This window comes from Exiguobacterium sp. s78 (assembly GCF_018618985.1).
In the GTDB taxonomy this organism is placed as follows: domain Bacteria; phylum Bacillota; class Bacilli; order Exiguobacteriales; family Exiguobacteriaceae; genus Exiguobacterium_A; species Exiguobacterium_A abrahamii.
In genome coordinates, this window is sequence record NZ_JACSNB010000004.1 from 120959 (window position 1) to 135835 (window position 14877).

Here is a 14877-nt window from a genome sequence, read left to right on the forward strand (position 1 = left end):
GGGGGTTAGATGTGAAAAAACCGTTGATCTATCTGATCCTAGCGATTGCTATTATCGGTATTGCCTATCAAAGTTATCAAACATATGATGCGAAACAAAAAAAAGTGGAGCAACAACAAAAACAAGTATCACAAGGTGGTCTCGAAGTAGGGATGAAAGCCCCGAATCTATCCTTACATCAAGAAGGAAAAACCATCGATCTAGACGAAATCAATCATGATGTCTTTGTCATTAATTTTTGGGCAACGTGGTGTCCACCTTGTAAACAAGAGATTCCAGAACTAAATGCCTTTGCACGACATACAGATGTACCCGTTTACGGGATCAATGTCACGACATCAGAACGACGTGTTTCGGATGTTGCCGATTTTCTGAAGCAGACACCTGTTGAATATCCTGTGTTATATGATCGAAAGGGAACGTCAGAAGATGCTTATCGCCTCGTAGCAATGCCAGCGACTTATGTATTAGACCGGAAAGGAAAGATTCTTTCAAAGCACATCGGTCCTGTAACGGAACAGATGTTAAAAGAGATGGTGAAACGAACAGGAGGATGACAATGGAACTCCTATGCCACAACTGCTCCTTTCGACAAACATTCCAACTCGGTCAACTAGATGGTTGGCCGACATTTCCTGCTGTCTTGACGCAAGGGGTCGAAGCGTTCATGACAGGTCTCCCGCTTTGGTTCGTTCCGTCGATGCATGAACCGATTTTACAGCGGACGTATGTAGACGACTGGAATCGATTTCGATTAATTCAGCACTATCAGCTTTATCAGGAGGAATTAGCGGATGGTTGGGTACCGTATCAATTGGATTTATACCACTGTCCGACTTGTCACCGATTTTCGAATCGGTTTTGGTGTGCCCTATTTTTACAACTAGATGTCGTTCAACCACTTTACGAATGCCCACATGATCAGACGATACTAGAGCGAATCGAAATATCCGATATCGATCACTTTTCCTGCCCATCGTGTCATGGTCACTCCCTATATGTGCGTAGATAAAGCGAAAAAGCCATTCATTTCATGAAAGACTGATGAGAGAAACTCCTTCTCTATAGTCAATTCATGGTACTGAATGGCTTTTTATCGATCATCAACCCATTTGCCGAAACGAAAATGTTTGAAAGGAAGAGGGTGATGAATTACTGACATCTAACGTATAGGTTGTACCGTCAAAAATAATCGTATCGCCTAACCTTGCTTCAGGTGGTAAATAACGTCGTGGAATGAAACTTGAACCATTTTCCCATAGCAGGACAGCATATTTGCCGTCAAGTCGCTCCAGCGTACCACGTTTGATCATATTAACTCCTCCCACAAATTACATCGAAGTCATCCCTTGGTCGATCAGGAACGTACTCTCTCTCTATCATTCTTTGTAATTTTTAATCTTATGTTTGGTATATTCCCAGTTCATTTCATCTTTACACATGATTCTTTAAAAAAACGTGATTCCAAGCCGTTTTCGTCTTAAATCTGACGTATTTAACAGGAAATAAAGGAGATTCTGGTAAGAAAAAAAGACCCGATAGGACATATCGGATCTTTAATATGAAATAGACTTAAGAAGCGAGAGATTGTTTTGTTTCGATTTTCGTTGGACGAAGAAATGCGAGTAAAAACGTAAACAATGGTGAAAGGAGTAAAAAGAATGCGAACGGGATGTATTCAGTTACCGGGACACCAAGAGTAGAAGCAAAGAATGCTCCAGAAACTCCCCACGGAATGAGTGGGTTGACGAGTGTTCCTCCATCTTCGAGTGAACGAGAAAGGAAACGCGGATCAATCTGACGCTCTTCAAAGATTTTCTTGAATGCTTGACCCGGAAGCAAGATGGACAAGTATTGCTCTCCAGCCATGAAGTTAACACCGATCGATGATAAGGCAACCGATGAAATGATGCTGCCATCGCGCTTCAATCGGGAAACCGTTCGTTCAATGACGACATCGATGACACCGATACCACGCAAGACGCCACCGAAAGCGAGCGCGAGCATGACGAGTGAAACGGACCACATCATCGATTGCAATCCACCTTTACTAATGATGGATGTAACCGTCTCACTAGAAGATTCTAGTTTTAATCCGTTCTGAATGACTGCCATCCAGTTCGAGATGTTCCAGTTTCCTTGTACAAGACCTGTTAACAACAATCCACTTAAAACGCCAGCAACAAGTGTTGGGACGACCGGCATCTTACGTAATGCTAACACCATGACGAGCAATGGTGAAAGCAATGTCCAAGGTGACAAGTCGAACAAACGAGCTAACTCTTGTTGTGTCGTTTGAACAGCTGACGAATCGACATTTCCACTACTACGTCCGAAGATGAAGAATAAGATGAATGTGATCGTGATAGCGGGAATCGTCGTCCCCATCATGAAACGAATATGATCGAATACGGATACGTTGACGATTCCTGGTGCGAAATTCGTCGTATCTGATAAAGGTGACATCTTATCTCCGAAACAGGCTCCACTGATGATAGCGCCTGCTGCAAGTGCTGGATTAACGCCTAGTGCGATTGCAATTCCCATCAAGGCAACACCAACCGTACCGATCGTTGTAAACGAACTACCTGTAAAGGTCGAGACGACCATCGCAATCAGAAGAGCGCTTGGTGCGAACCAAGTCGCTGAAAGTGTAGATAAACCAAAATGGAGAAGGGTCGGCACTGCGCCACTCATCATCCAGACCGCAATCGTCATACCGACGAGCAACATGATCAGGATCGGTTTGATGGCTTCCCGAATACCTTGAATCATATGGTGTTCGACATCCTCGAACTTAAACCCCCGGTAAACGGCATATCCTGAGACGAAAATAAGACTGGACAAGATGGCAAGATGCGGTTCGGCTTTAGCACCGAATAACGCGGACAATAAGATGATGATACTGATTCCTAGGATAGCTGCGGATTCACGGAATGACATGCGCATGCTTCCACCTCCTTATATGAATATGAAAGTATGTTGGCTCTCTGTTGCTAACACGCTTTTATGCACAAAAGCATTGAACAAACGTAATACTAACGAATATTCTGGAGGACGTCAACCATAAGAGTTTCTATGAAAAATATAAAAAAACGAAAATGTGACGATTTTTTGTCGTAAACGCTTTCTTTTTTAGCTCAAATCTTGCACAATAAGAAGTATCAAATGACATTTTTGTGAACGATGAGGAGGATACATATGTTTACATTGATTTTTGTAGTAGTCGTCGCGATCATGGGTGCAGGCGTATTTGGGATTGATCATCTCGTAGCGCAACGTGCGGAAAAGCGTTAAGTAGGTGCGTGTAAAAGAAGCGTTGAAGGGACTGTCTTATAGAAGACAATCGCTTCAACGCTTCTTTTTTTGTATAAAAACTAATAAAAATTCAATTGACAGTATAAATATACATATGTTTAAATCGGTATAACATTCTTTGAAGGGGAGCGTACACATATGAAATGTACCATCATCGGAGCAACAGGATACACCGGAATTGAACTGATTCGCCTACTAGAGTCACATCCTTCATTTGAGATCGTCTGTTTGATGAGTGACTCGATGGCAGGGGAATCCATGCATGACGTATTCCCATTCATGAATAAAAAAACATATTCCTCGTTATCTTCCTTTTCGGTGGAGCATTTGATGGAAACCGAGACGGACATGGTGTTCTTAGCGACACCAAGTGGGATTTCGAAGCATTACTTAGAACAACTTCAAAACTGGTCCGGTTACGTCATTGATTTGAGTGGCGATTTGAGACTTCCAGCTGAAGCATATGCAACGTGGTATGACAAGGAACCAATTGATGCCCAGTTACAACAAAGAGCAACTTATGGATTACCAGAATGGAATCGTCAAGCTGTTACATCGAGCAAATGGATTGCGAATCCGGGCTGTTACGCGACAGCAGTTTTGCTTGGACTGACACCATTCTTAAAAGAGAAAAAAATCGATCCATCTCAAATCACCATTCAAGCTTCTTCTGGTCTGACGGGGGCCGGCAAAACGTTAACGGCAAAAACGCATCATGTCCATTCAAGCGAAAACGTTCGCTTGTATAAAGTGAATCAGCATCAGCACATCCCGGAAATTGAGCAGGCGCTTTTCGAATGGACTGGATCATCGGATCCGATTACGTTCTCGACTCAACTACTACCGATCAATCGAGGCATCATGGCGATTATGACGGTCCAGCCGTTGATCGATTTATCGGAAACGGAGTGGCGATCCTGGTTGACTGATCAGTATGCAACGGAACCATTCGTCCGAATCCAACAGGCTGATCCGGAAATCAAGTCCGTCGTCGGGAGTAATCACTGTGATTTGACCGTCTATAAGGATGATCGGACAGGGCGAGTGACCATCGTTTCAGTCATCGATAACATGCAAAAAGGAGCTGCCGGACAAGCCGTTCAAAATGCCAACATTCTAGCAGGATTTGATGAAATGTCTGGTCTGACCCAACAACCGATTTATATTTAAATATTTTGAGATGAAAGAGGAGGAACGCCTGTGTGGCAAGTACAAGTAGAGACCCCATTGACGATCACGACACCGAAGGGATTTCAAGCTTCAGGTATACACGTGGGGCTAAAGCGAAAGCGGAAGGATCTTGGTTTGATTTGGTGTGAGGAAGGAGCAAGTGCTGCAGCTGTCTATACGACGAATCAGGTGCAAGCAGCGCCGATCACTGTGACGAAGCAAGCGTTACAGGCGTCACAAGGACGCATTCATGCCGTCCTCGTCAACAGCGGAAATGCGAATGCCTGCACGGGAGAACTTGGTCTATCACATGCGTATACATCACAACAAGCGTTAGCGACCCACTTCGGGATCACTCCAGAACAAGTCGCGATTGCTTCAACAGGAATCATCGGTCAACCGTTAGCCATTGATACGTTACTGGCAGGTATTCCACAGCTGATGCCTACAAATGACAAGGATGCCGCGAGTGATTTTGCCCATGCGATCCTGACGACCGATACCGGTACGAAATCAGCTGGTCAACAATACATGCAAGGGGATGTCCAAATTTCAGTATGTGGCGTGGCGAAAGGATCAGGGATGATTCATCCGAACATGGCAACGATGCTTGGTTTCTTGACGACCGATGCAACGATTGAACCGGATGTCTTACAGACACTGTTGCGCCGGACGATTCATCGGACGTTCAACTGCATTACGGTAGACGGCGATAGTTCGACGAATGACATGGTCATGATTCTAGCAAGTGGAGCTGCGGGAGGAGCAACGATTCTTGAAGGGACAGAAGAAGCAGTGGCATTCGAACAGGCCATCGAAACGGTTTGTCAAGATTTAGCGAAACAGATTGCGCGGGACGGAGAAGGTGCGACGAAGTTGATCGAAGTGACGGTAGAGGGAACACAAACCGATGAAGTAGCACGGATGGTCGCCAAACAAGTCGTCGGATCGTCTCTCGTCAAAACAGCCATCTTTGGGGAAGATGCGAACTGGGGAAGAATCATCGCTGCTGTCGGAAGTATCAAGGAGCCGCTTGATGTATCAAACGTTGACATCAAAATTGGTTCGCAGTGGGTGTTGCAACATAGCATGCCTGCTTTATTCGATGAAACGATTGCATCGCAGGATCTAGCACAGCAGGAGGTACAGATTCACATTGATTTGCATGATGGAGTAGGACAAGGACACGCTTACGGCTGTGACCTGACGTACGATTACGTCAAAATCAATGCGAGTTACCGGACATGACGAAACGAAAAGTCATCAAACTAGGTGGTAGTGTGTGGGAGCAACTGGATGCTCGGTATTTCGAGGAATGGAAAGCGTGGGTTGAAACCGGTAACGAATTATTGATCGTCCATGGGGGCGGTCCTCTTCTATCGAGTTACTGTGAACAAGAGGGAATCAAACCCGTGTTTCGAAACGGTGTCCGTGTAACGACGGATGGTGTCTTACTCGGGGCACGACGGATCTTAGCAGGGGAAGTCCAATCCGGTATTGTCCAGCAGTTGAATCAAGCAGGGATTCCTGCCGTCGGGATGAGCGGGTTAGACGGAGCAAGCGTTCATGGTAAAACGATCAAAGGACTCGGGGCAGTCGGTCAGATCACGCACATTCATCCACGATTATTCACGGTGTTGAGTACGAATGGCTATGTGCCTGTCGTCACATCCCTTGTCACAGGGGAGCAAGGTGTATTGAACAGTAACGGGGATGCGTGTGCGATTGCTGTCGCGAAGGCTTGGTCTGTCGACCGATTTGAATTGTTGACGGATGTCGAGGGTGTAAAAGTAAACGGTGACTATCAATTAGAAATCACGTCTGCAGCCATCGAAGCTGCGATAGCGTCGGGAGAAATCTACGGAGGAATGATTCCGAAGGTCGAAGCGATGATGCAGGCCACTCAGCATGGTATTCCAGAGGTCGTCATTCGGTCTGGGAAAAATGCGTTAGCTGCAGGGACACGAATCAAGGAGGAATTACATGAGTGCACTACTACCCACTTATCAACGTACTGATGTGGAATTGGTCAAAGGACAAGGGTCGATCGTAGAAGATGCGACAGGAAAGACGTATCTTGATTTCATCATGGGAATCGCTGTATGCAACACAGGGCACCGTCATCCTTATATTCAGCAACGGCTAGAGGAACAGTTGAATCAAATTTGGCATACGTCGAATCTGTTTCAAATCGCGACACAAGAGCGGGTCGCCGAGCGACTGACGGAAGACAGTCATCTCAGTCATGCTTTCTTTTGTAACAGTGGTGCGGAAGCAAACGAGGCGGCGTATAAACTCGTTCGAAAATGGACAGGGAAAACGGAAGTCGTCACGTTTAAACAGTCCTTCCACGGGCGAACGTTTGCGATGATGGGCGCAACAGGACAGGAGAAAATCAAAGCGGGATACGGGGAGATGGTGAATGGCTTCAAACATCTGCCGTTTAACGAGATGGAGAGTCTATCAGCGATTACGGAGCAAACTGCTGCCGTATGGCTCGAAATCATTCAAGGAGAGGGCGGGGTCGTCGTCGCCGACGATGCGTGGCTTGAAGCGTTGATGAAGAAGGCGCAGCAATACGATGTCAAAATCATCGTCGATGAAGTGCAGACCGGCATCGGTCGGACGGGCTCTCGTTTTGCATTTGAGCAGACGCCACTCGTACCGGATATCATCACCCTTGCGAAAGGGCTTGGAAGTGGACTCGCGGTCGGTGCGTTACTCGCGACGGAAGAGGCAGCGGAAGTATTCACGCCTGGATCTCATGGTTCGACCTTTGGTGGAAATCCACTCGCGATGACAGCTGCGGATGCAACACTTGACCTCTTGTTAAGTGACACTGTCATGGCAGACGTTCAAAGAAAAGGCGAATATTTACGTCAGCAATTAGAAAAAAAATTACCCAAGTCGATCGTGAGTTCTATTCGTGGACGTGGCTTGATGATTGGTATCGAGTGTACGATGCCTGTTGCACCGTTGATTGACGCCTTACGTGAGAATGGTCTTCTCGTCGTCTCGGCTGGTCCTCATGTCATTCGCTTATTGCCATCGTTGTTCGTGACGGAACAGGAACTCATGCACGCCATCGAAAAAATACAACTCGTTTGTCAACAGGAGGTCATCGTATGAAACAATCCGGAAAACTAACGCTTGCGAACGGAACGACGTTTACCGGTTCGTGGCAAGGAACAGCTCCAGTCAAAGGCGAAGTCGTCTTTTTTACAGGAATGACAGGATATCAGGAAGTCTTGACGGATCCATCTTATCAAGGGCAAATTCTTGTCTTCACATACCCGTTGATCGGTCAATACGGTATTCAAGCGGAGGCGTCAGAAAGCAGCCAGATTCAAGTCGCTGGTGTCATCGTTCAAACATTAGCAGAGGACGGGGAAGGAACATCACTCGCGAGCTGGTTGAGCGAAGCGAATGTGCCGATTTTGTCGGGAGTCGATACGCGTTCTCTTGTGCATCTATTACGAACGGAGGGCGACCAATTCGGTGACATGGTGCAAGTGGATATGAGCGTCACTGCGTCAATCGACACAGCATACATCGCCTCCGTATCGACGACTTCAAACGTTGAATACGTACCGGAAGTCGAACAGGGGCACATCGTCTGTATCGATTACGGCGTGAAACAATCGATGATTGATGCTTTGCTTGAACGCCATATGCGTGTAACGGTCGTGCCATATGATACGACACCGGAACAGGTTCAAGCGCTGGCACCAGATGGTCTACTGTTTTCCAATGGACCTGGTGATCCGACACAACTGGATCCATTTCTTTCAGGAATCCATGAACTGGCGACGAGCTATCCGACACTTGGTATTTGTATGGGACATCAGGTTCTCGCTCATGCGTTTGGTTGTACCTTATTAAAACAACATCATGGACACCGAGGAGCGAACCATCCCGTACGTCATCTAGCATCCGGGCAAGTGTTCATGACATCTCAGAATCATGGCTATGCCGTTGATGTTAAAAGCATCGAAGCGTCTGAGATGGAACTTGCGTACGAACACATCAATGATGGGTCCGTTGAAGGATTGATTCATCCGGCTCTGCCAATCATGACAGTCCAGTTTCACCCAGAAGCGAGCCCAGGACCAACAGAGGCGATGGTCGTCTTCGATCAATTCGTAAATAGCGTATTACATCAGGAGGTAGCATATGTGGGATAAACAGAAAGTACTCGTCATCGGTTCGGGTCCGATCGTCATCGGGCAAGCAGCAGAATTTGATTATTCCGGCACACAAGCCTGTCAGGCGCTTCGAGAAGCGGGATGCGAGGTCATCTTAATGAATTCGAATCCGGCTACTATCATGACGGATCCGAGCACGGCAGATCATGTCTACATTGAGGCGATGACCCTTGAAAAAGCAACGGCCATCATCGAACAAGATCGACCATCCCATCTCTTAGCGACGGTCGGTGGACAAACGGCACTCAATCTTGCGATGTCACTCGAAGAAGCAGGTGTACTTGAACAATACGGAGTCGAACTTCTAGGGACTTCGCTTGAGACGATTCGAGATGGGGAAGATCGCGAACGATTCAAGCAAAAGATGATCGAACTCGCGCAACCGCTTCCGGAAAGTCAAACGATCGAGTCGTTAGCGGAGCTTGAGGAATTCATGGCAGTACACGGGGTGCCACTCGTCATCCGACCAGCCTTTACACTCGGGGGAACGGGCGGCGGAATCGCGGCGACGAAGGACGAGGCACGTCTGTTAGCGCAGAACGGCTTACAAGCGAGTCCGATTTCACAGTGTTTGGTTGAAGTGAGTATCGCTGGCTATAAAGAAGTCGAATACGAAGTCATGCGTGACAGCGCAGATACGACGATCATCGTCTGCAACATGGAAAACATTGATCCTGTCGGTGTCCATACCGGAGACTCGGTCGTCTTTGCACCGATTCAGTCGATTTCGGATCGAATGAATCAACAATTGCGGACGGAAGCGCGTAAAATCGTATCGCATCTCGGTGTCATCGGTGGATGCAACATACAATTCGCGATCCATCCGACGGAAGAACGTTATTTCGTCATTGAAGTCAATCCGCGTGTCAGTCGTTCTTCGGCACTTGCTTCCAAGGCGACGGGATATCCGATCGCAAAATTAGCGACACGTCTTGCGCTCGGTGAGCGACTCGACGATTGCATCAATCCTGTCACGAAAGAGACGATGGCGAGTTTTGAACCGACGATGGATTATATCACGGCAAAAGTGCCTTGTTTCCCATTTGATCTATTTACCGGCAGTAACCGGACGCTTGGAACACAAATGAAGGCGACGGGTGAGAGCATGGCGATGGGGAAGACGCTAGAAGAAGCGTTACAAAAGGCGTGGCGCGGTGCGGGAGTTGAGCAATCACCTCTTTATCCGACATGGATGAAAACAGCGGAGGCTGACGTATTGTGGAAAGAAATAAAGGCTCCGACGGACCGTCGCTTGCTTGCGATGCTCGCACTACTCGATCGCAAGGAGACGACCGTCGAAGAACTCGTTGAACAGACGAAAGTACAAGCTTTATTCGTCAAAGTACTTCAACGTCTTGTCGATCAGCAACAAAAAATCGATGTATCGAATGAAAGTTCTCTAAAGCAAACCAAAATGATGGGCTTTACGGATGAACAGATTGCGCTTCTGACGGGTGTCAGTGCTGTAGAGATCGAGCACTTACGTAAAGAAAAAGGCATCCTCCCTGTCTATCATATGATCGATACATGTGCAGGTGAGTTCAAGAGTGCGACGCCTTATTTCTACGGAAACTGGAGTGGTCAAACGGAAGTCACAGCATCGACGAAAAAGAAAGTTGCTGTCATCGGTGCGGGACCCATTCGGATCGGTCAAGGAATCGAATTTGATTATTGTTCCGTTCACGCGGTACGTGCATTACAAGCATCCGGTTACGAAACAATCATGATCAACAATAACCCGGAGACCGTCTCGACCGACTTCGAAGTCGCAGATCGCCTGTATGTCGAGCCGTTGACACTTGAAGACGTCATGCATGTGCTAGAAGCAGAGGATTGCGAAGACGTTTTAGTCCAGTTCGGAGGACAAACAGGGATTGCGCTTGCGTCTGGTTTGGAGAACGCCGGTTATCATCTTCTCGGAACGACGGCAGATGTCATCGATCAAATGGAAGACCGTGAGCGGTTCTATCAATTTTTAGATGACATTGGTATCGATCGTATTCCGGGACAAGAAGTGGCGACGCACGAACAAATGATAGAAGTCGCAACAACGATCGGTTACCCGGTCATGATTCGTCCTTCCTATGTCATCGGAGGTAAGGGAATGCATATCATCCACGATCAAGAGCAATTAGAGACGATCGTTTCCGAATTAGCATTCCCTGTCCTCGTGGATGCCTACCTCCAAGGAAAGGAAATTGAAGTCGACTGCATTACAGACGGAACAACGACGTACGTTCCGATTTTGATGGAGCAATTGGAACGGGCAGGAGTTCACTCCGGAGATTCGACGATGATTCTGCCACCTGTATCGCTCAGCGATACCGTTCAGAGCGAAATCGAGCGAATTGCACAGATGATCGGGCAACGAATGGATTATAAAGGAGCGTATAATATCCAATTCGTCTTGCATGACGATCAAGTCTACGTGCTAGAAATCAATCCACGTGCCTCCCGCACGTTACCGATCGTCGCCAAAGTAACAGGTCAACCGATCTTGCAGTGGGCAGTCCAAGCAGCGGTCGGTCAAGCGGTCGCACTACCAACGGAACAGACGAAACTTGATTTCCATGCCGTCAAGACCCCTGTTTTTTCAACGTTGAAACTACAAGGTGTTGATCCGAAAACAGGTCCCGTCATGCGTTCGACAGGTGAAACGCTGCAATGGACGACAGACGGACTGGCGCTGGAACGTTTCATTTTCGATGAGACGACAAAACGACATTTGACGACGAGAGACATCATCGTTGCTGGAGCAGATACAGAGGCTTTCGGAACGGGTGTAGCATTAGATGAAACGATTGACTGGGCACAATGTGCGATTTTCTATTCGCACGCGACAGAAGAAAAAGCGAGTCGCGAAGCAGCGCTTGCTGCCGGGGTACAAGTTCTGACAGAACCTGAACTAGCACATTATCATCTACAAGCGACAGAAAAGTCCCCTTATGCTGTGAAGCCACTTCATACATGGACAGAGCCGATCAAGGAGGAAGTAAAATGAAGACGATGCAACAACTACAACATTTCTTGACGATGGCGGAACTGACGCCGGAAGCACTGACGGAGCTGTTGGCACTCGCGAAAGACATCAAGCATCAGCCGAGTGTCTACCAAAACGCATTAAGCCATAAAAAAGTGGCCTTATTGTTTGAAAAGGCATCGACGCGAACACGTCTATCGTTTGAGGTGGGTGTCGTCGAACTCGGTGGACATCCGATCGTGCTAAGTGGAGCAGACATGCAAATCGGGCGGGGGGAGCCGCTCTCGGATACGATTCAAGTCATGAGCCGTTACGTCGATGCCCTGATGATTCGGACGTTCGGTCATGAGATCGTCGACACACTTGCGGCACATGGTACGATTCCAATCATCAATGGATTGACGGATCTACACCATCCGTGCCAAGTCCTTGCTGACTTGCTGACAATCGAAGAGACATTTGGAACACGATCCGGAAAAATTTTGACATATATCGGGGACGGAAATAACATGACGCATTCGCTGATGATTGGTGGAGCGCTCAGTGGAATGGAAGTTCGCATCTGTGCGCCGGAGGCGTATGCTCCTGATTCACAAATCGTTCATGAGGCACAAGTCATTGCGAAGGAAACGGGTGGAAACATCATCGTCATGACGGATCCTGAGGAAGCAGCGAGTGGTGCAGACGTCGTGTATACGGATGTCTTCGCGAGTATGGGACAAGAAGAAGAAGCGACGATGCGTCTGCAAGCATTTGAAGGGTATCAGGTTAATGCCAATATTATGAATCAAGCAAATGATGAAGCTATTTTCTTGCATTGCCTTCCGGCGCATCGCGGGGAGGAAGTCACGGAGGACGTCATCGATGGCAAACAATCGGTCATCTTCGATCAAGCTGAGAATCGCCTCCACGCACAAAAAGCGTTGCTCGTCACATTACTTGGATAACAATAAAAGACTCGGTCGCCAATTTGGCGACCGAGTCTTTTGGTTGAGCGAAGTTAATCATAATGGCGTCGGGCTAATCGTTCTTCTTGTTCTTTTTTGACTTGTCGCTTATTTTTTTCATGCAGACGTTTCATAAAAGGGGTCGTTTGCCAAGACGGAGCCCAGTCGGATTCTTTTCCGGCACGGAGGGCAAGAATATAGTCATAGCTCTGATGAAGTCGTTCGATCATCTCTGTTCGGACATCACAAATGTGACCGTGTCCGGGAATCAAGAGTTTGACTTCATATTCATAAATGAACGACTCGAGTAACTCGAGCGTCGTCAAATACTCAGAGGAATCGTGTTCGATCAAGGGGATTTCAACGTCTGAAGCATAGTCGCCGCAGACTAACAAGTGAAGTGGCATGACGATGAAGGAAAGGTGAGTCGCTTCATGACCGGGCGTCAAAAAGAAGATTAACTTCGTTTGTCCGATCGTCAATATCGTCTCAGACTCATGGATGACATGTGTCACGTCTGGGAAAAGGACGGGAGAATCGATATAGAACTCATCATTAAAATCTTGGACGGCTTTTAGCGCTTCTTGTCGGTCGACATCGATGAACGGTTTCGAAGCGATGACGATGGCATCCGTAAAGGCATAGGCACCTAAAATATGATCGAAATGGGCATGCGTATGGACGACGTATAATGGTCGTTCGCGACGCACGATTTCGACGTCTCGACGAATCGTTGCAATCTCATCGGGAAGCCAGCCAGGGTCGACGACGATCAGACAATCAGGCGTCTCGATTAATGTCGAAGTCGTTTTCATGAGTGTACTTTGATAAATCGTCACGCCGGGCATCTTCATCTGAATCATACGAATCCTCCTTTACGAATCTCTATCTATATCGTTGTATACCCATAAATTCGTTGGAATCATCAGCAGAATCAATAAAAAAGACGACTCGCACGTCGCGAGTCGCCTGCCCTCTAGAGGGAAATGGTCCTAGACCTATGTTATGTCATAATTGGAGCGGGTGAAGAGAATCGAACTCTCGTCATCAGCTTGGAAGGCTGAGGTTTTACCATTAAACTACACCCGCGTATCGGCTACATGAAATATAGTAGCATAGCAAAGAGAGCATTTCCATAACTTTTATGAAAAAAAGCAATTTCTTTTAAGATTCGGTGTACAATAATACTAGTTAATCGTTTCCAATGGTAATCTTGATTTGCAATATGGGTAAAGTTGGGTAGAGGAGAGAGTGTCTGGTGAATGAAGTGCGAGTTTGGAGCGAACAATCGATGGGAAAAGGATGGGAAGCGATTTGTCACCACCAATTCGATCGTCATCGCTTATTGATAGGAGAGTGGTTCCATAACGTAGGTGTACTTGCTTTTTCCATCAATCAAGATGCGGATTTGCTACCGGATGTCCTTCCAAACACATTCGATCTGCCGCTCGTCTCGGAACGTGTGCAACGCGTCATTGCAGCATACGCGCCTTTTTCTGTACAATGTCTCAAGGTACATCTTGAGACGAAGGACGGAGTGGTTCCGTACTATCTTCTCAATCTCTTATCTGTCAGTCGGATCGAACATCTACATACGACGGATGTATTCCGTCTGGTACCGAGACGACGTGTCTATTTTTTGACAGAGCGACGAATCAGCGATTCGATTTGTCCGCATCATCTTATGCGAGATGAACGCACGCATCGCATGTTCGTATCTGCTCAACTCGCTCGCCAATTCGAGCGTATGGCTGTGACGGGTATCCGCTTTGAAGAGATACAACGAATGGAGGAATTCAAATGAAACAGTACACAGTCGATCATTGGATCACGCTAGAATATCCAAAGGTATTCGAATATCAAGAAGAAGAGACATATGTTAGTTTTTATTCGACGGATGAAAATGCAATGGGAACGCTCCAATTATCCATTTATGAGTCCGATTCAGAAGAATTGACACCGTATGAGGCGGCGGAACAAGAAATCAACCTGTTGGTGGAAGAGTTCGGCATCGAACTAACAGGAGCACTTGAAGTCCGTCGTAATTCAACAAAAGAAGCATTGCTTGCGGTAGATGGGAAAGAAGAAGACATCTTCTTGCGGATCTACGCGTATTCGGACGGGGAACGGTTAGTCTTATTGACGTACTCTGCAGAACGCGAGACGCTTGAAATCGAGGAAATCGAAGCAATGATTTCTTCACTGACTTGGATTCAATGAAGGATACGATAGAAGTGCAAAAGGCAGCGGATCGCAA

The 14877-nt window shown here is 47.1% G+C and carries 14 protein-coding genes and 1 tRNA gene; 11 read left to right on the forward strand and 4 right to left on the reverse strand.

Going from position 1 to position 14877, the window contains the following annotated elements:
* Window positions 1-11 precede the first annotated feature (11 nt).
* Both KNQ18_RS15060 and KNQ18_RS15065 read left to right on the forward strand, forming a co-directional pair.
* Window positions 12-557 carry a TlpA family protein disulfide reductase gene (locus KNQ18_RS15060; protein WP_050678260.1) on the forward strand — a complete coding sequence of 182 codons (546 nt, stop codon included), beginning with the start codon at window positions 12-14 and terminating at the stop codon, window positions 555-557.
* Between the two features lie 2 nt (window positions 558-559).
* Entirely contained in the window at window positions 560-1012 is a 453-nt protein-coding gene (locus KNQ18_RS15065) for a hypothetical protein (RefSeq protein WP_050678259.1), read from the forward strand.
* A 91-nt stretch (window positions 1013-1103) separates the two neighbouring features.
* On the opposite strand, the gene KNQ18_RS15070 is transcribed toward KNQ18_RS15065, so the two are convergent.
* Both KNQ18_RS15070 and nhaC read right to left on the reverse strand, forming a co-directional pair.
* Entirely contained in the window at window positions 1104-1313 is a 210-nt protein-coding gene (locus KNQ18_RS15070; protein WP_023467214.1) for a DUF3006 domain-containing protein, read from the reverse strand.
* A 259-nt stretch (window positions 1314-1572) separates the two neighbouring features.
* Window positions 1573-2949 carry a Na+/H+ antiporter NhaC gene (gene nhaC, locus KNQ18_RS15075; protein WP_050678258.1) on the reverse strand — a complete coding sequence of 459 codons (1377 nt, stop codon included), beginning with the start codon at window positions 2947-2949 and terminating at the stop codon, window positions 1573-1575.
* A 507-nt stretch (window positions 2950-3456) separates the two neighbouring features.
* On the opposite strand from nhaC, the gene argC reads away from it, so the two are divergent.
* From argC to argF, 7 genes are read left to right on the forward strand one after another with little or no spacing between them, the layout of a single operon-like run.
* Entirely contained in the window at window positions 3457-4488 is a 1032-nt protein-coding gene (gene argC / locus KNQ18_RS15080) for an N-acetyl-gamma-glutamyl-phosphate reductase (RefSeq protein ID WP_215085309.1), read from the forward strand.
* 30 nt (window positions 4489-4518) lie between these two features.
* On the forward strand, window positions 4519-5736 hold the full coding sequence (argJ, locus tag KNQ18_RS15085; protein ID WP_215085311.1) for a bifunctional glutamate N-acetyltransferase/amino-acid acetyltransferase ArgJ: 1218 nt from the start codon (window positions 4519-4521) through the stop codon (window positions 5734-5736).
* Window positions 5733-6506, forward strand: a complete 774-nt coding sequence (gene argB / locus KNQ18_RS15090; RefSeq protein WP_075642958.1) for an acetylglutamate kinase — start codon at window positions 5733-5735, stop codon at window positions 6504-6506. Before argJ ends, argB begins: the two co-directional genes overlap by 4 nt.
* Window positions 6472-7617: an acetylornithine transaminase gene (locus tag KNQ18_RS15095; RefSeq protein WP_215085313.1), complete on the forward strand. Its 1146-nt coding sequence runs from the start codon at window positions 6472-6474 to the stop codon at window positions 7615-7617. Before argB ends, KNQ18_RS15095 begins: the two co-directional genes overlap by 35 nt.
* Complete coding sequence (locus tag KNQ18_RS15100; RefSeq protein WP_215085315.1) at window positions 7614-8672, forward strand: carbamoyl phosphate synthase small subunit; 1059 nt, start codon at window positions 7614-7616, stop codon at window positions 8670-8672. Before KNQ18_RS15095 ends, KNQ18_RS15100 begins: the two co-directional genes overlap by 4 nt.
* The gene (carB, locus tag KNQ18_RS15105; RefSeq protein WP_215085317.1) at window positions 8662-11694 is read left to right on the forward strand and encodes a carbamoyl-phosphate synthase (glutamine-hydrolyzing) large subunit; all 3033 of its coding nucleotides are present in this window, start codon (window positions 8662-8664) and stop codon (window positions 11692-11694) included. Before KNQ18_RS15100 ends, carB begins: the two co-directional genes overlap by 11 nt.
* Complete coding sequence (argF, locus tag KNQ18_RS15110; RefSeq protein WP_215085319.1) at window positions 11691-12620, forward strand: ornithine carbamoyltransferase; 930 nt, start codon at window positions 11691-11693, stop codon at window positions 12618-12620. The genes carB and argF overlap by 4 nt, the downstream gene beginning before the upstream one ends.
* Window positions 12621-12673: 53 nt before the next feature.
* Here the strand turns inward: argF and KNQ18_RS15115 are convergent, their stop codons facing one another.
* The gene (locus KNQ18_RS15115; protein ID WP_215085321.1) at window positions 12674-13483 is read right to left on the reverse strand and encodes an MBL fold metallo-hydrolase; all 810 of its coding nucleotides are present in this window, start codon (window positions 13481-13483) and stop codon (window positions 12674-12676) included.
* 152 nt (window positions 13484-13635) lie between these two features.
* Window positions 13636-13709: transfer RNA gene (locus tag KNQ18_RS15120), tRNA-Gly, on the reverse strand.
* A 169-nt stretch (window positions 13710-13878) separates the two neighbouring features.
* On the opposite strand from KNQ18_RS15120, the gene KNQ18_RS15125 reads away from it, so the two are divergent.
* Complete coding sequence (locus tag KNQ18_RS15125; protein WP_231681776.1) at window positions 13879-14424, forward strand: imm11 family protein; 546 nt, start codon at window positions 13879-13881, stop codon at window positions 14422-14424.
* Window positions 14421-14840 (forward strand): hypothetical protein, encoded by a 420-nt coding sequence (locus KNQ18_RS15130; protein ID WP_023467229.1) that lies wholly within the window; start codon window positions 14421-14423, stop codon window positions 14838-14840. Before KNQ18_RS15125 ends, KNQ18_RS15130 begins: the two co-directional genes overlap by 4 nt.
* Window positions 14841-14877 lie beyond the last annotated feature (37 nt).

What these genes read in the sequence shown, in the direction of transcription:
- nhaC (WP_050678258.1), bottom strand. Translation starts at nt 2,949, where the DNA reads ATGCGCATGTCATTCCGTGAATCCGCAGCTATCCTAGGAATCAGTATC.
- argC (WP_215085309.1), top strand. Translation starts at nt 3,457, where the DNA reads ATGAAATGTACCATCATCGGAGCAACAGGATACACCGGAATTGAACTG.
- argF (WP_215085319.1), top strand. Translation starts at nt 11,691, where the DNA reads ATGAAGACGATGCAACAACTACAACATTTCTTGACGATGGCGGAACTG.
- KNQ18_RS15100 (WP_215085315.1), top strand. Translation starts at nt 7,614, where the DNA reads ATGAAACAATCCGGAAAACTAACGCTTGCGAACGGAACGACGTTTACC.
- KNQ18_RS15130 (WP_023467229.1), top strand. Translation starts at nt 14,421, where the DNA reads ATGAAACAGTACACAGTCGATCATTGGATCACGCTAGAATATCCAAAG.
- KNQ18_RS15070 (WP_023467214.1), bottom strand. Translation starts at nt 1,313, where the DNA reads ATGATCAAACGTGGTACGCTGGAGCGACTTGACGGCAAATATGCTGTC.
- KNQ18_RS15115 (WP_215085321.1), bottom strand. Translation starts at nt 13,483, where the DNA reads ATGATTCAGATGAAGATGCCCGGCGTGACGATTTATCAAAGTACACTC.
- KNQ18_RS15095 (WP_215085313.1), top strand. Translation starts at nt 6,472, where the DNA reads ATGAGTGCACTACTACCCACTTATCAACGTACTGATGTGGAATTGGTC.
- argB (WP_075642958.1), top strand. Translation starts at nt 5,733, where the DNA reads ATGACGAAACGAAAAGTCATCAAACTAGGTGGTAGTGTGTGGGAGCAA.
- carB (WP_215085317.1), top strand. Translation starts at nt 8,662, where the DNA reads ATGTGGGATAAACAGAAAGTACTCGTCATCGGTTCGGGTCCGATCGTC.
- KNQ18_RS15065 (WP_050678259.1), top strand. Translation starts at nt 560, where the DNA reads ATGGAACTCCTATGCCACAACTGCTCCTTTCGACAAACATTCCAACTC.